This is a genomic window from Neisseria sp. CP9 (assembly GCF_047758525.1).
Taxonomy (GTDB): domain Bacteria; phylum Pseudomonadota; class Gammaproteobacteria; order Burkholderiales; family Neisseriaceae; genus Neisseria.
Genome location: NZ_CP180502.1, coordinates 2,717,649 through 2,735,363 on the forward strand (window position 1 = coordinate 2,717,649; position 17,715 = coordinate 2,735,363).

General features: G+C 51.1%; 19 protein-coding genes and 1 CRISPR repeat array. Of the genes, 7 read left to right on the forward strand and 12 right to left on the reverse strand.

Translation table 11 applies throughout. From position 1 onward, the window contains the following. Positions 1 to 148: 148 nt before the first annotated feature. Complete coding sequence (locus tag ACMYUL_RS13115) at positions 149 to 1,156, reverse strand: IS5 family transposase (RefSeq protein ID WP_415771043.1); 1,008 nt, start codon at positions 1,154 to 1,156, stop codon at positions 149 to 151. A gap of 204 nt (positions 1,157 to 1,360) precedes the next feature. Here ACMYUL_RS13115 and ACMYUL_RS13120 point away from each other — a divergent pair, with 204 nt between their 5' ends. Next, positions 1,361 to 1,723: a nuclear transport factor 2 family protein gene (locus ACMYUL_RS13120; RefSeq protein WP_003778828.1), complete on the forward strand. Its 363-nt coding sequence runs from the start codon at positions 1,361 to 1,363 to the stop codon at positions 1,721 to 1,723. Between the two features lie 87 nt (positions 1,724 to 1,810). Here ACMYUL_RS13120 and ACMYUL_RS13125 read toward each other — a convergent pair whose 3' ends face one another. The 3 genes from ACMYUL_RS13125 to ACMYUL_RS13135 all read right to left on the reverse strand — a co-directional run bounded on the left by ACMYUL_RS13125 (position 1,811) and on the right by ACMYUL_RS13135 (position 3,746). Beyond that, the gene (locus tag ACMYUL_RS13125) at positions 1,811 to 2,275 is read right to left on the reverse strand and encodes a carboxymuconolactone decarboxylase family protein (protein WP_049249440.1); all 465 of its coding nucleotides are present in this window, start codon (positions 2,273 to 2,275) and stop codon (positions 1,811 to 1,813) included. A gap of 93 nt (positions 2,276 to 2,368) precedes the next feature. Continuing rightward, entirely contained in the window at positions 2,369 to 3,037 is a 669-nt protein-coding gene (locus tag ACMYUL_RS13130) for a glutathione S-transferase (protein WP_415771046.1), read from the reverse strand. A 43-nt stretch (positions 3,038 to 3,080) separates the two neighbouring features. Further along, positions 3,081 to 3,746, reverse strand: a complete 666-nt coding sequence (locus tag ACMYUL_RS13135; protein WP_415771048.1) for an NAD(P)H-dependent oxidoreductase — start codon at positions 3,744 to 3,746, stop codon at positions 3,081 to 3,083. Between the two features lie 102 nt (positions 3,747 to 3,848). On the opposite strand from ACMYUL_RS13135, the gene ACMYUL_RS13140 reads away from it, so the two are divergent. Next, positions 3,849 to 4,346, forward strand: a complete 498-nt coding sequence (locus ACMYUL_RS13140) for a MarR family winged helix-turn-helix transcriptional regulator (RefSeq protein ID WP_415771050.1) — start codon at positions 3,849 to 3,851, stop codon at positions 4,344 to 4,346. An 84-nt stretch (positions 4,347 to 4,430) separates the two neighbouring features. On the opposite strand, the gene ACMYUL_RS13145 is transcribed toward ACMYUL_RS13140, so the two are convergent. Both ACMYUL_RS13145 and ACMYUL_RS13150 read right to left on the reverse strand, forming a co-directional pair. Beyond that, positions 4,431 to 5,111, reverse strand: a complete 681-nt coding sequence (locus ACMYUL_RS13145; protein ID WP_003778834.1) for a type 1 glutamine amidotransferase domain-containing protein — start codon at positions 5,109 to 5,111, stop codon at positions 4,431 to 4,433. A gap of 192 nt (positions 5,112 to 5,303) precedes the next feature. Next, entirely contained in the window at positions 5,304 to 5,534 is a 231-nt protein-coding gene (locus ACMYUL_RS13150) for a DUF2798 domain-containing protein (protein ID WP_114921363.1), read from the reverse strand. A gap of 107 nt (positions 5,535 to 5,641) precedes the next feature. Between ACMYUL_RS13150 and ACMYUL_RS13155 the strand changes: the two genes are divergently transcribed. Next, entirely contained in the window at positions 5,642 to 6,508 is an 867-nt protein-coding gene (locus tag ACMYUL_RS13155; protein ID WP_415771052.1) for a LysR family transcriptional regulator, read from the forward strand. A gap of 120 nt (positions 6,509 to 6,628) precedes the next feature. On the opposite strand, the gene ACMYUL_RS13160 is transcribed toward ACMYUL_RS13155, so the two are convergent. The 5 genes from ACMYUL_RS13160 to ACMYUL_RS13180 form a co-directional block, all read right to left on the reverse strand. After that, a complete protein-coding gene (locus ACMYUL_RS13160; RefSeq protein WP_415771054.1) occupies positions 6,629 to 6,757 on the reverse strand; it encodes a metal ABC transporter substrate-binding protein in 129 nt (42 codons plus the stop codon). A gap of 91 nt (positions 6,758 to 6,848) precedes the next feature. Continuing rightward, complete coding sequence (ygiD, locus tag ACMYUL_RS13165; protein ID WP_415771056.1) at positions 6,849 to 7,622, reverse strand: 4,5-DOPA dioxygenase extradiol; 774 nt, start codon at positions 7,620 to 7,622, stop codon at positions 6,849 to 6,851. A gap of 82 nt (positions 7,623 to 7,704) precedes the next feature. After that, positions 7,705 to 8,552 (reverse strand): IS630 family transposase gene (locus tag ACMYUL_RS13170; protein WP_156798183.1). Its coding sequence is split into 2 segments (ribosomal slippage): positions 7,705 to 8,237 and positions 8,237 to 8,552, totalling 849 coding nucleotides; the frame shifts between segments, so codons are not numbered across the junction. Between the two features lie 28 nt (positions 8,553 to 8,580). Continuing rightward, the gene (locus tag ACMYUL_RS13175) at positions 8,581 to 8,883 is read right to left on the reverse strand and encodes a hypothetical protein (protein WP_415771058.1); all 303 of its coding nucleotides are present in this window, start codon (positions 8,881 to 8,883) and stop codon (positions 8,581 to 8,583) included. Between the two features lie 103 nt (positions 8,884 to 8,986). Beyond that, complete coding sequence (locus tag ACMYUL_RS13180; protein WP_415771060.1) at positions 8,987 to 9,823, reverse strand: IS5 family transposase; 837 nt, start codon at positions 9,821 to 9,823, stop codon at positions 8,987 to 8,989. A gap of 123 nt (positions 9,824 to 9,946) precedes the next feature. On the opposite strand from ACMYUL_RS13180, the gene csx16 reads away from it, so the two are divergent. The 4 genes from csx16 to ACMYUL_RS13200 all read left to right on the forward strand — a co-directional run bounded on the left by csx16 (position 9,947) and on the right by ACMYUL_RS13200 (position 15,188). Continuing rightward, the gene (gene csx16, locus ACMYUL_RS13185; RefSeq protein ID WP_415771062.1) at positions 9,947 to 10,246 is read left to right on the forward strand and encodes a CRISPR-associated protein Csx16; all 300 of its coding nucleotides are present in this window, start codon (positions 9,947 to 9,949) and stop codon (positions 10,244 to 10,246) included. A gap of 40 nt (positions 10,247 to 10,286) precedes the next feature. Next, a complete protein-coding gene (gene csm6 / locus ACMYUL_RS13190; RefSeq protein ID WP_415771064.1) occupies positions 10,287 to 11,459 on the forward strand; it encodes a CRISPR-associated ring nuclease Csm6 in 1,173 nt (390 codons plus the stop codon). A gap of 56 nt (positions 11,460 to 11,515) precedes the next feature. Next, on the forward strand, positions 11,516 to 13,840 hold the full coding sequence (locus ACMYUL_RS13195) for a hypothetical protein (RefSeq protein WP_415771066.1): 2,325 nt from the start codon (positions 11,516 to 11,518) through the stop codon (positions 13,838 to 13,840). 67 nt (positions 13,841 to 13,907) lie between these two features. Next, on the forward strand, positions 13,908 to 15,188 hold the full coding sequence (locus ACMYUL_RS13200) for a hypothetical protein (RefSeq protein WP_415771068.1): 1,281 nt from the start codon (positions 13,908 to 13,910) through the stop codon (positions 15,186 to 15,188). A gap of 240 nt (positions 15,189 to 15,428) precedes the next feature. Beyond that, positions 15,429 to 15,887: a CRISPR direct-repeat array (repeat unit 36 nt; unit sequence GTCGGAAGACTTGCCCCACGTATCGGGGATTAAGAC). 758 nt (positions 15,888 to 16,645) lie between these two features. Here ACMYUL_RS13200 and cas6 read toward each other — a convergent pair. Further along, positions 16,646 to 17,608: a CRISPR system precrRNA processing endoribonuclease RAMP protein Cas6 gene (cas6, locus tag ACMYUL_RS13205; protein ID WP_415771070.1), complete on the reverse strand. Its 963-nt coding sequence runs from the start codon at positions 17,606 to 17,608 to the stop codon at positions 16,646 to 16,648. Positions 17,609 to 17,715: the final 107 nt, after the last annotated feature.

Here is a 17,715-nt window from a genome sequence, read left to right on the forward strand (position 1 = left end):
AGAGACCTTTGCAAAATTCCTTTTCCCCCAACAGCCAAAACCCAAACACAGGTTTTTGGCTGTTTTCGCCCCCAATCACTCCTAATTTTACCCAAATACCCCCTTAATCCTCCCCGAATACCCCATAATCAGGCATCCGGGCCGCCTTTTAGGCAGCAACAGGCACACTTAGCCTGTTAGCCGCTTTCAACAGGTTTAAACACATCGCCTTCAGATGGCTTTGCGCACTCACTTTAATCAGCCCAAAATAGGCTGCCCGGGCGTAGCGGAATTTACGGTGCGGCGTACCGAAGCTTTGTTCCACCACATAACGGGTCTTCGACAAATATCGGTTGCGTTTGGTTTGCACTTCTGTCAGCGGACGGTTGCGGTGGGCTTTGCGCATAATGCCGTCTAACAACCGATGCTCTTTCAGGTGTTGCCGGTTTTCCGCACTGTCGTAGCCTTTATCGGCATAGACGGTCGTACCTTCGGCAATGCCTCCCAGCAAAGGCAACAGGTGGTTGCACTCATGGGTATTGGCGGGGGTAATCTGCAGTTTCTCGATATAGCCTTCCTCATCGGTGCGGGTATGTTGTTTGTAACCGAGTCTGTATAAACCGTTTTTCTTTGTCCAACGGGCATCTTTATCCTTACTCGGTGTAGTTTGGCCGCTGACTTGTCCTTCTTCATCGACTTCTATAGCCTGAAGCTGTTTACCGCCGGCGGTCTGAATAATGGTGGCGTCAATGACGGCGGCGGATGCCTTCTCTACTTTTAGTTTTTTTTCGGTCAGTTGTCGGTTAATCAGTTCCAGCAATTCGGACAGGGTGTCGTCTTGCGCCAGCCAGTTGCGGTAGCGGCATAAGGTGCTGTAGTCGGGGATGTTCAGTTCGTCAAAACGGCAAAACAGGTTGAAATCGATGCGGGTGATGAGGCTGTGTTCGAGTTCGGGATCGGAGAGGCTGTGCCATTGTCCGAGCAGGACGGCTTTGAACATGGACAGCAGGGGATAGGCGGGACGGCCGCGGTGGTCTCTAAGATAACGGGTTCTTTGACGGTTCAGGTATTGTTCGATCGGTTGCCAATCAATCACCTGATCCAACTTCAATAGTGGGAAGCGGTCGATGTGTTTGGCAATCATGGCTTGTGCGGTTTGCTGGAAGAAGGTGCTCATGAGAAATCCCCTAAATGCCTTGGTGGGAATTTAGGGGATTTTGGGGAATTTTGCAAAGGTCTCGGCCTGAATATCTGTCCGAAGGCCGTCTGAAAGCCTTATTGCTTCGCCGCCCCGCCTTGACGGCAACTTCGTTTCACCACATTATGGCACAGCCGCCAGGCAGCGATATTCATTGTAATCCAATACATTAGGAGATAAAACATGACCGACGCACACAAAATCTACACCGCATGGACGCAGATGTGGAACGGCCATCTCGATATTGCCGACGAACTGTTGTCGCCCCATTTCAAAGCGCACCTGACCGCCGACTCCACCCCGCCGCCCGCACCCGTTACCGACATTGCCAGCGCGAAGGCCTGGATTGCCACCATCCGCGCCAAAGCCGATTTGCATTACGAACTCGTGCTCGGCCCGTTTTGCGACGGCGACATGATTTCCGCCTATTGGCGCGTTACCGCCACGCTCGGCGACAAAACCGCCGTCAAAGTCGGCACGGATTTCCTGAAAGTCAAAGACGGCAAAATCACCGACTGCTGGACGATGAACAACAACGCCGCATAAGGCGAAGCTCGATGGGTTTCAGGCAGCCTGCACTTGGGAAATTTCAAGTGCAGGCTGCTTTTTTGCACGTTCGGCTTATAGGCCAAGCTAAACCAGCCCAGCCTTCTCCAATCCCATCAGACCGTCCATGCTGCCCGCCGGGGTGGCAAAAGCCACATTCAGGCGGTTCCAAACGTTGATGGTGTTGATGACGTGGGTCAACGCCACCAGTTCTTCTTCATCAAAATGAGCGCGTACCGCTGCGTAGTCCGCATCGTGAATACCCCGTTCGGAGATGCGGGTCAGGTTTTCCGCCCATTGCAGCGCGGCCCGTTCTTTTTCGGTAAACAGGGTTGATTCGTGCCAAACGGCCAAATGGTGCAGGCGCAGTTCTCGCTCACCGTGCAGCTTGGCTTCTTTGACGTGCATATCAACACAAAAAACGCAGCCATTGATTTGTGAAACACGCAGTTTCACCAAATCTTTCAGGGTACTATCCAGCGTGAGGCTTGCTTCCAAAGCCAGCAGTGCCTTATAGGTATTAAGAGCATATTGGGAATAGTGCAAGCGCATAAGTTCTCCAAATAAATGAATAAGCGGGTGGGAAATTTGGCCTGCCGGAAACTTTCTTCATTCAAGTGCAGGCTGCTTTTCAGACGGCCTTGGTTACAACAGCGTCAGTTTGCCCAGCTTAGCTTCCGCTTTTTGATAGTCGGGATGACTTTCGATGCGGCGCACATAGGCGGTAATGTTCGGCAGGTTTAATTCGGTGCGCGACACGGCGGCTTGCAGCGGGAAGCTCATCATGATGTCCGCGCCAGTGAGCGTGTCGCCCAGCAGCCATGCGGTTTTGCCCTGCAATTTCTGTTCGACGAATCCAAGGTGTAGTTCGAGTTGCGGATTCAGGAAATTCCTGCGTGTCCCATCGGTAATCTTGCGGGCAATCGGCTTCGCAAAAAACGGCATCGGGTTTTGGTCTATCTTGCGGAACACCAGCGACATGACCAAAAGCGGCATCAGTGATCCTTCGGCGTAGTGCAACCAAAATAGGTAGTCGGGGTAATTCGGGCTGTCGGCGGCGGGGCGCAGACTGCCTGTTTTGTCATACGTGGCAATCAGGTATTCCACAATCGCGCCGCTTTCGGGCAGGATAAGGCTGCCGTCCTGTAACAGCGGCGATTTACCGAGCGGGTGGATTGAACGCAGGCTTTCCGGCGCGAGTTGGGTTTGTTCGTTACGGCGGACGATTTCGGCGCGGTAATCCAATCCGAGGTGTTCCAGCAGCCAGGCGATGCGGTAAGCGCGGGATTGGGTGAGTGCGTAAAGGGTAATCATGGCGTTTCCTTTATGTGTGCAGCAAAACGGCAGTATGGATGAATTATTCAATCCAATCAACCACATCGTCTACTGCCTGCCGCGTTTTGGCGCGCTTGGGTTCGCCTGCGCGATAGCCAAACGCCGCCATGACGCTGACGCGGTATTCGTCAAGATTGATTAAACCTTTTTCCGACAGCAGTTTTTCCACATTTTCTTTTTGAAAGCCTTCCATCGGCGTGGAATCCACACCAATCAACGCGGCAGCGGTCATCATATTCGCCAACGCGATATAGGTTTGCTTGGCTGCCCAGTCGTTAAATGCGCGCGGATTATCGGCAATGGCAAAATCGGTTTCGGCAAACTGCTTGAAAAATTTTTGCATCATTCCAACGGTTTCAGGCGGTATTCCATGCGCGCCACCCCAGATTTTTTCCTGATAATCCGCCTGCATGGCAGCCTGCGTGCGCGCCAACAAAATCACAAAATGGCTGCAATCCATGATTTTTTCCGCCGCGCCCCATGCGATGCCGCGCAACTCTTCGCGCAGAGTACGGTTCTGCACCACCAAAAACCGCCAAGGTTCCAGCCCGAACGAGCTGGGCGACATGCGTGCGGTTTCCAGAATATAAGCAAAATCATCGGCAGGGATTTTCTTCGCCGCATCATAACTTTTGCAGGCGTGGCGGAAACGGAAGGCGTTTAAAACGGCTTGCTTATCGGCAAACATGGTTTTTCCTGTAAATTTATCTTGAATTCAAGCTAAATATAAATGGAGATTAGCTTGAAGTCAAGATAAAATAATCGCCATTTAAACCGAACGGAACATTCTATGACCGAACACCTTGATGCAGCCGCCCGCGCCGTTGCCCAATGGAAACAGGAACTGCCTGAATTGGCGGCCGAAAATATGCTTTTAATCGGACGTCTGAAACGCGCCGCTGCCTTCATCGCGCGCGAATTGGAAAAAGTTTACGGAGAATATGGTTTAACCGAAGGGTTGTTCGATGTGCTGGCCACTTTGCGCCGCAGCGGCGCGCCTTATACGCTGACCCCGACCGAGTTGTTCTCATCGCTGATGGTAACGTCCGGCACCATGACCACGCGCCTGAAAAATCTGGAAAACCAAGGCTTAATCGACCGCTTGCCCAACCCGGACGATGCCCGCAGCCTGCTTGTCCGCCTGACGGATAAAGGCAAAGAATTGATTGAAAAATCCGTGTTCCCGCATGTGGAAAACGAAAAGCGGCTGCTGGAAAAGCTGGATGCGGACACCCGCACGCAAATCGAACAAGGATTGGCGGCGTGGTTGGGGGCTTTGGAAACGTGAAGGCCGTCTGAAAACATAAAGTCGGCACAATAAAAAGCAGCCTGCACTTCAATTTCCAAAGTGCAGGCTGCTTTTTTCACTTCATCAACCCAATGCCTTTGCCAACGCCACCCCTACGCCTTTGGCGGATGCCGGGTTTTGACCGGTAATCAGACGGCCGTCCACCACCACGTTTTCCGCCCAGTTCGGCGCGGCATGGTGTTTTGCGCCGTGTTCAACGAGCGCGGTTTCCAGCAGGAAGGGGACGATTTTAGCTCCGCCCGTTGCTTCTTCTTCGGCGTTGGTGAAAGCGGCAACGTTTTTGCCGCTGACCAGATATTCGCCATTAGAAAGTTTCGCGTCCACCAGCGCGGCAGGGCCGTGGCAGACGGCGGCAACGATACCGCCGTTTTCGTACACTTCGCGGATAAGGCGTTGCGCGTCAAGGCTTTCGCGGAAATCCCACATCGTACCGTAGCCGCCGGTAAACAGAATGGCGGAATAGTCCGCGCCGTTCAGACCGCCCAGCCCGGGCGCAGCTTGCAAACGTTGTTGCAGGTCAGTTTGCTGCCAGTAATGGGCGTTCACGGGGTCATCCATATTCAGGCTGTCGGCATCAACGGGGGCGACTCCGGCTCGGATGGCGGCGATTTCGCTTCGGTGCCCGGCGGCTTCGGTTTCGTGCATGGGGTGCGTGAGTTCGGACAACCAAAAGCCGGTGGGCTGGCCGCTTGCACCTTTAACGGCATTGCTGGTTACAACGTAGAGAATGGGTTTGTCGGACATGTGTGTCTCCTGTCTGCAAGGTTGGTAAATAAAGGCTGGTTTTCAGAGGAGCTTTTGGCTGTATTCAGCCGTCTGAAATTTAAAAACAATATTAGTTTGTCTATGAAAAGCGGCGTTTTTGTGAAGCTGAAAGCAGCCTGCACTCTGATGCAATTAGGGTTGTCACTGCTTTGTTCATGTTTTCAGGTAGCCTCAATCCGCCACCGAAGCCGCCACCCATTTCACCACCAACGGTCGCACGCCGAGCAGGCTGGCGAATGCCACCGGCCAAGTAATCAAATATGATTTCAACAAACGCAGCGGGTAGCCCGCGTCGATGCCGATATTCAGAGCCACCAGCACCGCGCTCACAATCAGCACCATCACCGCTGAGGCGTAAAAAGAAAACAATACGCCCGCGTATTTTTTCGGCAATTTTTTCATCTCGCTCCCCTCAAAAAATCCATATCGTGTAGTTTAAACCGTTTATAAAAACACGAAAATAAGATAAATTGGCAAACACAGCCAAAACATGCACAAAGGAAGCAATAATGGATTGGGACTGGAACGGCATCCGCCACTTCACCACCCTCGTGGAAAAACAAACCCTTACCGCCGCTGCCGAACACCTGGGCGTGCAGCACAGCACCGTTTCGCGGCAAATCGCCCAGCTGGAAAACGCACTCGGCCTGCGCCTGTTTGACCGCATCGGCAAACGCTACCTGCTCACCCCCGAAGGCGAACGACTTTACCGTCATGCCTGCGAAATCTGCAAAGATATGAGCATGTTGCAGCGTACCGCGCGCGAACAGGCCGAGCTGCGGCACAGCGTCGTCATTTCCGCACCGCCATTCGTCGCCAGACTCCTGCTGATGCCCCACATTGCCGATTTCTACCGCAAACACAACGATATACGTCTTATCATTCAAAGTGATGCCGCACTCGCCGACTTGCACGGCCGCCAAGCCGACATCGCCCTGCGCCTCGTCCGCCCCACCCAAAACGACCTTGCCGTGCGCCGTATCGCCCATTTCTCCTACCGCATCTACGGCCATGAAGGCTACCTGAAAACCATCCGCCGCGAAGACTGGCGTTTCGTGCAAATTGCCGTAAACACCCGTTTTTCCCGCTGGTTTGCCGAACAAATCGGCGAAGATGCCGACATTTCCTTCGCCAGCAACGACTTCGCCGCCGTCAAACAAGCCGTGTGCGAACAAATCGGCATCGGTATCCTACCCGATTTCGCTGTTTTCCTTGCCGACAGGCTGCATCCCGTCTCACCCAATCCAGATGCCCCGCTACCTGAATTCGCAGCGGAACTCTTTCTGGTGATGCACGAAGACGTACGCCGCAGCCCCAGCGTCAGGGCGGTGGCGGATTACTTCGCGGAGGCGTTGGAACACATGTCGGTAAGATAAAAAGCAGCCTGCACTTCAATTTCAAAGTGCAGGCTGCTTTTGCGTTTGGGCGATACTGCTTTCGGCCTATTCCCTTTCCTTCGGCGGCACAATTGCCGGAAACCATCAGCACAATGGCGGTTAGTGTCCAAACTGTCCGAAGCAATCTGCGCCGTCGGCAATGCGCTGCTTGGCTTGCGCTTCGGTGGCGGAGTTGGTCAGGATTTCCGCTGCCTGCGTGCAGCCGATTTGTCGCAATACGTCGGCCAATACGTCCGATTTCGCCGTGTCTAAGCCGTCCTCATAGCGGCTTTTGGGCAGGCGCGCAGGGTTTCCAACCCGCGTTGTTTATCATGGCCTCTTACCCTATTAAAACGGAAGTCATGCTGATTGAGCCGAAGGCGAGTTCGTCATTGAATATTTCCATATCGTCCTGCAGTTCGCGCAGCGCGGCGGTATAGAGCAGCGGCAGGTAGTGTTCGGGGGTTGGCACGGAGAGCGCGGCGGCGTCCCCCTGCCGTTCGTAATGCACCAGTGTGTCGTTGTCCCGCGCGGCAAGGGCGCGGTTGACGGCATTGCGGAAGCCTATTGCCCAGTCGTAGCCCGCGGCGGGTTCGCGGCGCATGGCGCGCAGGTTGTGCACGATGTTGCCGCTGCCGGCCACCAGCACGCCTTGTTCGCGCAGCGGGGCGAGTTTTTTCGCCAAATCGAAATGCCATTGTGCAGGCTGCATCAGGTTCAAGCTGAGCTGCACCACGGGAATCTCGGCTTCGGGATATAGGTGTTTCAGCACCGCCCACGCGCCGTGGTCGAAGCCGCGTTCCGGTTTCGTTTCCACATTTGCAGGCTGCAACAACGAGCGCACCTGCCCCGCCAGTTCGGGCGAGCCGGGCGCGGGATATTGCACTTGGCTGAGTGCTGCGGGGAAGCCGTAAAAATCGTAAATCATTTCGGGGCGTTCGCCGGACGTTACCTGCAAACGGTTGCCGTACCAGTGCGCCGAAATCATCAGAATGGCTTTGGGCTTGGCAAATTTCTGCACGATGCGGCGGAAGCCTTGGTTGAACGGGTTTTCCGCGTCCAGCGCGTTCATCGGGCTGCCGTGTCCGACAAACAATACGGGCATTTTGTTCATGGTGTTTCCCAATTCGTTTTGAATCGGATGATTTTACGGGAAACTTTTGTGCGAACCATCCCGTTAGGAGAAGAATATATAGTCAATTAAAATCAAAATAGGACAGTAACGCATCGTCAAATCGGGCGTAATCAGACAATACGGTTCGCAGATACCGCTTAATATTCGCCCACACCTTCTCAATCGGGTTGAGCTCAGGTGAATAAGGTGCAAGAGGCAATACCTTATGTCCCCATTTTTCCGCCATTTCCCGTAAGACACCCATACGGTGAAATCGCGCATTATCTAAAATAATCACCGATTTTTGAGTCAATGCGGGCAGTAGGCATTGCTGAAACCACGCTTCAAAAAAGACTCCGGTCATCGTATTTTGATAAACCATCGGAGCAATCAGCCGGTTGCCGACTTGTGCGGACACCAGAGATAAGCGTCGGTATCTTTTCCCACTTATCTGCGCTTTCACTATTTGCCCTTTCAGGCTGCGGGCATAGGGGCGGAACAGGTAGCGGTCAAATCCTGTTTCATCCAAATAAACACGTTGGTAGTCGGAAAATTCGGCCAGCTGTGTCAAATAATGCGTTACTTTGGCCGGGTCTTGTTCTTTGTAAGTGGTGGTCTTTTTTTGCGCGTCATCCCCATCTGTTTGAGTGCATAGCAAACGGCGGCTGCCGTACAATCAAAATGTTTGGCGATTTCATGCAGATAGGCATCCGGGTGTTGCCCAACATATTGAGCCAGTTTTTGCCTATCCAATTTGACGGCATTTAGACCGGTAACTTGATGTTTTAGGCTGCCTGTTTGTTTTTTAAGGCGAATCCACAGGTAAAGCGTGTTTCTTGACAAGTTAAACGTCGCTGCGGTTTGGCTGATGTTTTTGCATTGTTCGTAATAGTTTAAAGCTTTGTTTCTTAAGTCCGCAGAGTATGCCATGGTTAGACCTTAAAAGTTGAGTATTGTACTATTTTATTTTTAATTGACTATATTTTCTTAATGGGAAATCATCGGGCGGTTTTTGGCTTTTGTGTTTTATTTTTTGTTGTTTATAAAGGCTACCTGAAAGCGCAGCTTCAACGAAGTTAAAACGAAGCGAAGCGAGTTTCTGCGAAGCTAAAACGGATTTATGCTTTGCCTTCCCAGCCGCCGCGCATATCCACGCCGGTTTCTTCCGCAGGCGTTCGATTTCGGCCGTTTGTTCGGCGGTCAGTACCAGCTTGGCAGAGACCTTTGCAAAAAAGCCCTTCCTTCGACAGCCAAAACCCAAACACAGGTTTTCGTCTATTTCCGCCCCTAATTGCTCCTGATTTTACCCAAATGCCCCCTTAATCCTCCCCGGATACCCCATAATCAGGCATCTGGGTCGCCTTTTAGGCGGCAACAGGCACACTTAGCCTGTTGGCCGCTTTCAACAGGTTCAAACACATCGCCTTCAGATGGCTTTGCGCACTCACTTTGAGCAGACCAAAATAGGCTGCTCGGGCGTAGTCGTAGCCTTTGTCGGCATAGACGGTCGTGCCTTCGGCAATGCCTTCCAACAAAGGGGACAGATGGTTGCACTCATGGGTATTGGCGGGGGTAATGTGCAGTTTCTCGATATAGCCTTCCTCATCGGTGCGGGTATGTTGTTTGTAACCGAGTCTGTATAAACCGTTTTTCTTTGTCCAGCGGGCATCGCTGTCTTTACTCGGTGTGGTTTGTCCGCTGACTTGTCCTTCTTCATCGACTTCTATGGCCTGACGCTGTTTGCTGCCGGCGGTCTGAATAATGGTGGCGTCAATGACGGCGGCGGATGCTTTCTCTATTTTTAGGTTTTTTTCGGTCAGTTGGCGGTTAATCAGTTCCAGCAATTCGGACAGGGTGTCGTCTTGCGCCAGCCAGTTGCGGTAGCGGCATAAGGTGCTGTAATCGGGGATGCTCAGTTCGTCAAAACGGCAAAACAGGTTGAAATCGATGCGGGTGATGAGGCTGTGTTCGAGTTCGGGATCGGAGAGGCTGTGCCATTGTCCGAGCAGGACGGCTTTGAACATGGACAACAGGGGATAGGCGGGACGGCCGCGGTGGTCTCTAAGGTAACGGGTTCTTTGACGATTCAGGTACTGCTCGATCGGCTGCCAATCAATCACCTGATCCAACTTCAATAGTGGGAAGCGGTCGATGTGTTTGGCAATCATGGCTTGTGCGGTTTGCTGGAAGAAGGTGCTCATGAGAAATCCCCTAAATGTCTTGATGGGAATTTAGGGGATTTTGGGGGGATTTTGCAAAGGTCTCCCTCTACCCAACCTCAAATTCTCTGCATTAGAATAGTATATTGATCAAAAGGAGAACACATGACTACCTACTTCGTCTCTCGTCATACAGGCGCGATTGAATGGATAAAACAGCAACCGCAATGGCAAATAGATGAATTTACCTCACACCTGGACGCAACAAGAATTCAAGCGGGTGATGTCGTTTTAGGAACGTTGCCCTTGGACTTGGCTGCAGAAGTGTGCCATCGCGGTGCCAAATTTTATTTTTTAATTTTGCCCCAGCAGTTTGCAGAACGAGGCAACGAGCATACTGTAGCAGCCATGTCTGCCGCAGGCGCAACTTTACAGCGGTTTGAAGTCAAAAAAATCTCCGAATAAAACTTCAAGCTTCCTGAAAAACATTGATCCAGAAAATGCAATGAAACAAAAACGCAAAATCTTAATCGCCGTTACAGGCATGTCACCGCAAATTTTGACCGAAACCGTCTATGCCCTGTATACGCAGCAAAATTGGCTGCCTGATGAAATTTTTGTACTGACCACACAAACCGGCTACAACAATATCGTTCGTAATTTGCTTGGGGAAGACGGCTTTTTCACGCGCCTTTGCAAAGATTACAATCTGCCTGAAATTCAGTTCGGCGAACGGAACATCCATGTTATCCACGATGCCGACGGCGAAAAACTGAGTGATATCCGCACACCTGAAGAAAACAATTTAGCAGCAGATATGATTGTGAATTTTATCCGCCAACAATGCGCCGATGATAAGACCGAGCTACACGTTTCCATCGCAGGCGGACGAAAATCTATGGGATTTTATATTGGTTATGCACTATCTTTGTTTGGTCGTCCGCAGGATAAACTGTCGCACGTTCTAGTCACCGAAGGATTTGAAAACAACCCGCTTTTTTTCTATCCGACCCATTACGACAACTATATTTCCAAAAAGCCGTACGACCCTAATTGCACAGAAACCATTAACACGCGTGAAGCCAAAGTAATGCAGGCAGAAATTCCGTTTGTACGCATGAGTTACGGTTTGCCAAATTTGGCGCAAAATAATGTGAGCTACTCCGAAGCAGTACAGCTCTTACAAAACAATTTAAAAGCTGACCGCATCATTTTAAATATCAAAGATTGCACCATTCAACTTGGGCAGGACAAACCCATTAAAATAGCCGACAAACGCTACTTTTTTGCCTATGCCGCATTAGCGCGTTTTCATTTGCAAAATAAAAGCATCAAGCTGATAAACCAAGCAACCTGCTATGACAACATTAAAAACAACAAATGGCAGCTTGACGTATATCCCGAGCTGGATGATTTTCAAACATGCTATTGGGACATCATGCAAATCCACGAACCATCTCTAAAAAATGCTCCGAATCGTCAAGATCTATTAGAGCAGGCACGCAATAGCGCATTGCAAAGTTTGCGCGAACTACCTTCCAAACTCCGCACCATCTTAACGGAGAACTTTTCAGAATACGTTGCAGAACAATACGGCGTATTTAGCACAGGTACACGAAAAACAACGCCAACATACTATTTAAAGATGCCAGCAGAAAAAATTGAAATTGTAGGGTAATAAAAAATAAATTTTTAAACTGTCTACCCTATTCCTACTTTTATATGGAGTCTTACATGTCCCAAACCATCATTGCCCTAAGCACGACCGAGCAACTTGCTGCAGCCATTCCCGAAAAAGAACAAAACGCACTATTGTTTGAAATATTCAAATTCGCCGCCTGGGGCTTAGACAACAAAGACTATCAAGAAAAAGTAAACGAACTGCTTTACCTTGCGGCACAGCGTGGTACTGAATTGTCAAACTCCGCTCAAAAAAACAAGAAACAGGGCGAACACGCCTATCAGCTGACGCAAGAATTAGAAACCCTATTCAAAAAAGACAACCAGACAGCTCTAAACGCTTGGTTTAATGAGCAGCAAGCCCGTCCCGAACTAAGCCAACGCATCAAAAAACACTTAGCCATCAAACTGGGCAAACTCAACAAGAATAAAGACAAGAGAAAATCCTTCACGCCAACACAAGGCTGCCTGGTACGCCCTCCCCAATTTACCCAACATCATCCCAACAGCCTGCGCCACCTGCCCCAACATTCCAACTGGGAAATCGTCATTGACGAAACAGGCATGGAATTTGAGCAAGCGGAGGATTTATCCATCGATGACTACAGCTTAGGCCGCTATGTTGCGCTTGCCATTCCAGAAGGTAAAGCCGAATTGGACAGACTGCCCGAAACATTCCACGCTGCCGAAGAAAAGCCCGAGCTGCTGGACAAAGTCATCAATAACATTCTCTCGCAGTCAGTAGGCGTATTGGGCATTACTGCCAAAGACCCGCTTTCATTCAACCGCCCGCGTTGGTTTAGCGGTGTTTACCGTTTACTGCAACTTGTCTTACGCCTGCTGCCACTACCCAACGAAGGCAGCAAGCAAGTTCGCGTGTTTATCGAACAACGCGGCAGCTTTAATGCCGATACCGACTTGGAGGTTTTAAAACAACTGCTGTTAAGCGAATTGCAAAGTATAGACGAAGCCCGCTTCAGCCAACTACTCCTGTCGCTGGAAATCGCCCCCAAAGGCAAACACCCCTATCTTGCCCATGTTGACGCACTGGCGCACTGCTGGGGCGGCTCGTCTGCCGCACAACGTTTGACAAAAGCCAAATTCAAAGGGCATTGTTTCCTTACCCCGGAAAGCGGCGATTTAGAACGCATTTATGCTGCACTCGACGGCAAAACTGCCCTGTCGCCGCACGACTGGTTTCAAGCAGTCTGCGCCCTTTCCGGCGAACCCGAACACAGCCTGTTGCGCGAAGCCATGCAGCAATTGGGCGAACGCTGCCGAACACGGCCTGAAATCTGGCAAAACTACCTGCAAACAGTCCGCCAACGCCTAAACGAAAAAGACTACCGCCCCCAAGCCTTAGATGAAATCTTAGGCTGGCTGCAAACCTACGCCCCGGCAGACAACAAACTGCCGCCGCTATTACAGCTGCGTTTTCAAGCAGCCCGGCTTGCCGCCGACAACCATCAGGGCAGAATGCGTCTGGAAGCCATACAAAACCTGCTTGATTTGGGCAACCAACTGAAATACGAAGCCGCACCCGAAGTCGCGCAGGTATACAACCGCCTGGCGGTAGCCACCACCAACATATACGAATTCGACTACGCCAAACAAATTCTGCAACACGCGCTCAAACTGCCTGAAATCGCCGTCGGTCGGCAGCAATACGGCAGGCTTCTATCAGGCATGGGACAGATACACGCCTTCTCGGGCGAACACCAAGCTGCCGCATCCTTTTTTACCCAAGCACTTGAAACATTTGAAAAACTATCCGATCCAGCAGAAGCACAAAAAGACATCCGGCAAACCAACCTTTACCGGCTGCACAACGCCCTGGACGCAGGCGAAACATGGGAAAACATACAGCCGCTCGCCACATCTGTTTTCGGCAGCGATTTAGACAAAGCCGCCAACAAATTTTCAAGCAACCCAAACGGCCGCTTTACCCATCATGCCTTATTGCGCCTGCTTGCCGCCTATCCGCAGCAAACCGCATCCGCGCAAAAAACCTATTTGTACAATCAAGCCCACTGGCTAAGCGAAGCAGGACACCCATGGCAGCTTATCCACCTGTGGCGCGGCTGGTTGGCGCATTTTGCAGGCAACGACATCATTGCCGCCGAAGCCTTTAACCATACCCTAGATGAAGAAGCAGACGGCCTGACCCTGCAATGGATTGTGCTGACGACTGCCGTATTGGCAGAACGGCTCGGACTGGGCAAATCCAGCTCCTACCCCATTGCCACCGAAGCTGCTCGTCTGAAAACCGCGTTCCCCCAAGCGCCGCACGCAGCCTTACAGACCTTGCAGAAAAGCGAAGCAAAACCCGAAAAACTGCTTGCCGCGCTGAAAGCCTGCCTGCCTTTTAACTTCAAATAAAAAAGCGCACACTGACACAACACACCATTTCAGACGACCCCAATCCACCAAACAAAGCGAGACCATCATGCAGCCAATTCCACACTACTTCATCATCCTTTCCGAACACAACATCGCCGAATACCGCGCCTGCCTCGATTTACAGCCCCAAAACGTCCACCTCATCGTCACCGATTGGGTCGCCGGTAAAAACGCACACACCCGTTTCAAAAACACGCTGGAGCAAAGCGAACAATTTAACGGCAAAATCCACGAAATCGGCTTTCAAAGCGACAGCCAACTCATCGGCGAACGAACCGAAGAAATCCAAATGTGGCTCGACACCGTCTTCAAAGCCTACTGCGCCCAACACCACATTTCAAACAACGCCATACTCAACATCACAGGCGGCACAAAAATCCTGTCCCAACTGCTTGCCGCCCAAACCGGCATATGGCAGGAGCTGCACTACCAAGCCTTCCAACGCGACAGCAACCAAATCCACATAGACCGCCTCAATCCCGACAACTTGGCATTTCTGGGCGAAATCGTCCTATCCAATCAATTCTCCCTGCGCGACAGCTTGAAGCTCTACGCCGACGAAATCAAAAAACACAACCCCAACCCCATTGCTAAACATCCCGACAGCCTGCCCCTTGCCCAAATGCGTTTTGCCGCCCAAAGCATGCAGCAGCCTGAAAACGGCAACCTCTTCCCCGCCGTTATGCCCGTCTTGGAAAACGCATGGACACAAAAATATCCCAAAGACCAAAAAGAAATCCTGCTTGAATGGCAAAAGTTCGGGCTTGCACAACCCGACGAACTCAAACCCTTCCTTCAAAGGCTGATCAACCTGCTTGACCCGCAAGACCGCATCCGCCTGGATGAAAAAGGACTGATACTGCCCACCAAATACAACAAAAACAGTCAAATAGCCCGACAAATTCACGACTGGAGAAAATGGATAAGCGGCGACTGGTTTGAACAACTTATTTACACATGGTTTAAAGAAAACGGCGTGAAAGACGAAGAACTGGAGACAGGTTTGCAACTGATACAAGGAGAAAGTCAGGGCAACGAAACCGACATTTTGCTGTTCCGTAAAAACCAACTGATTTTTTGCGAACTCAAATCCGATTTAAGCTCCGAAAGCAAGCTGGCAGACCCGCTAAGGCAAGTGATCGACCAAAGCCTCAACATGGGCAAAGTGCGCCGCGTCCTGATTCTGTCGCCCAAAATCCAGAATGATCACCAAAAAGACGAAAGTAAAAAACAAAAATGGACAGAATTCGAGCGCAACTGCGCCGCCAAAAACATCCAGATCATCATCGTCCGCGACAAAGAAGCGCTGAAAGCCCTGACAAGCTGACATCGAAGTCTCTTGACCATGGAAACGTCGTCTGAAAACGTTAAAAAACATTGTGAAATGCAAAGCAGACGGCTATAATCCGAAACACAAGTTTTCCGACGGATAGCGAAAAGTCTGTCTTTCGGCTGCTCTTTTCAGTTAAGGTTTTATTAAATAATGTTTTTGTTGGTTAAGGAAAAATACTAACTTTTCTTAACTATATAGAAGATTGAAAATAATAGAATTTTTTAACCGAGCGCAGTCGGAAGACTTGCCCCACGTATCGGGGATTAAGACTGTTTCATCTGACTGATTGCACCGTTTTGAACGGGTCGGAAGACTTGCCCCACGTATCGGGGATTAAGACGGAATGCTTTGGACAAGAGCATTGGTATATTTACGTCGGAAGACTTGCCCCACGTATCGGGGATTAAGACCAGTGCAGTGTTAGCTTCTTCACGAGTGATGTCAAGGTCGGAAGACTTGCCCCACGTATCGGGGATTAAGACTCAGCCAGAGAGATGCTGTCATCGTGTGCATTACGTCGGAAGACTTGCCCCACGTATCGGGGATTAAGACCGTACATCTTGCTGTTGAAACACCGTATCAGGAGTCTGAAGACTTGCCCCACGAATCGGGGATTAAGACTTTTAGCCACGATTATCTCCATAAAAGGCTGTTAAGTCGGAAGACTTGCCCCACGTATCGGGGATTAAGACACACGCATTGCACCGTATTGCTGAACCAACTCTGTCGGAAGACTTGCCCCACTTATCTGTCTTTCAAGCTTTTCGGACGACCTCAAGCCAAGGTCGTCTGAAAATATCGGAAAACCTGCCCCACTAATCGGGGATTAAGACCTGTAATATCTGGGTAAATTGACTTTTTTCTTTTGTCGGAAGACTTGCCCCACTAATCGGGGATTAAGACACTAACTGTACTGTTTTTGTGCCAATGAAGTGAAGTCGAAAAACTTTCCCCACACATCTGGAGTTTCAAGCTTTTCAGACGACCTCAAACCAAGGTCGTCTGAAAATGTCGGGAAACCTGCCCCACTCATCGGGGATTAAGACTCGTACATCAAAATCTTCAGGGATAGTCACTTTAGTCGGGAGACTTGCCCCACTCATCGGGGATTAAGACTAACGTCCATTGCGGTTCAAGGCGGCCGCATCACAGTCGGAAGACTTGTACCACGTATCAGGCTTAAAGCTTTTCAGACGACCTCAAGCCTAGCTCGTCTGAAAATATCGGAAAACCTGCCCCACTAATCGGGGATTAAGACACGCTCATTGCCTCGTAGGCACGTTCCGTTTTCAGTCGGAAGACTTGCCCCACCCATCGGGGATTAAGACAAATATTCTACGTTTACTTTGATCCACGATAATATCGGAAGACTTACCCCACTTATCGGGGATAAAAATCAAACAGCCTTGATGGTTCGTTCCATCAAGGCTGTTTTTACGTCGGGCGTATGTTCAAGCGGCTTGGATAATGCGGTATTGCCCGTTGCCGAATACCGTTTCTTTGCCCAAGTGCAGCCATTGCCCGATATACAGCATTTGCGAGAAGGCGGGCGGAAGGTCGGTCAGCTGCCATGTACCGATTGCGCCGCTAAGGGGCGTAATCTGCTTTTGACGGTTGGAAAAACGGCGGTGTTCGTGCCATGAAAGCCGGGGCGGGACGCCTTGTCCGCCGATTTGGGCGGACAGCTCGGCAGCGTTTGCATTGTTGCCCCAGTGCAGATGGGCCAGCGTCAGATAGCGGCGCAGGAGCTGGCGCAGGAAAACCGCCTGCGTCAGTTCGGTTTCCCGCAAAATCCTGCCTTTTTGCTGGATACGCAGAGGCGTCAGCAGCTGAATATGCGCTTGGGTGGGATAGCGTTCGGGCAGCCTGATATGGTTGTCGTGCAGCGCGATGGGGCTGCCGCGTTCGCTAATCGTCAGAAAACTGCCGTCCGCCTGCTGTACCGCAATACCGCTCAATTCGCCCTTGCCCGCATTGTTTGCCCCCAACCCTTTGGCAAAAGCCTGGGCAAATACCGCGGCAATCAAAGGCAGGCTGTGCCGCGCCCTGCCGAACAGCACCAAATCAAACGCATACCCCGCGCCCGCCGGAAAATGCGTGGGCGCGACCAGCGGCGTTTCAATCAAATAAGGCGGCGGCGGACTTTGGCGCACGCTGCCGGGCAAGTCGGCACAAGGCGCCGGCTCGAAAATCTGCGCGTAAGGGCAATCGGGAAGATGCGGCGTTTGAGGCGTATCGCATGTACAGGCGGCAGCCAAAAGCGCATGCCCGAACACTCCGCGCAAGGTCGAAGCCGCATAGGACGGAAGCTGCAAATCATGCGTCAGCGTGAAATGCAAACGATAGCGGGCTATGGGCAATTCCGGAGGAAGATTGAGCGGATTCATGGCAGACAGACAAGTAAAAAATGGCATGATACGGCGTTTCAGACGACCTGAAAATGCGAAATAGAGCAGATTCCAACCATCCCGCCCCTTCAGGCAAGGAAAACACCGTCAGAATATCAAAACAAGCCGATACG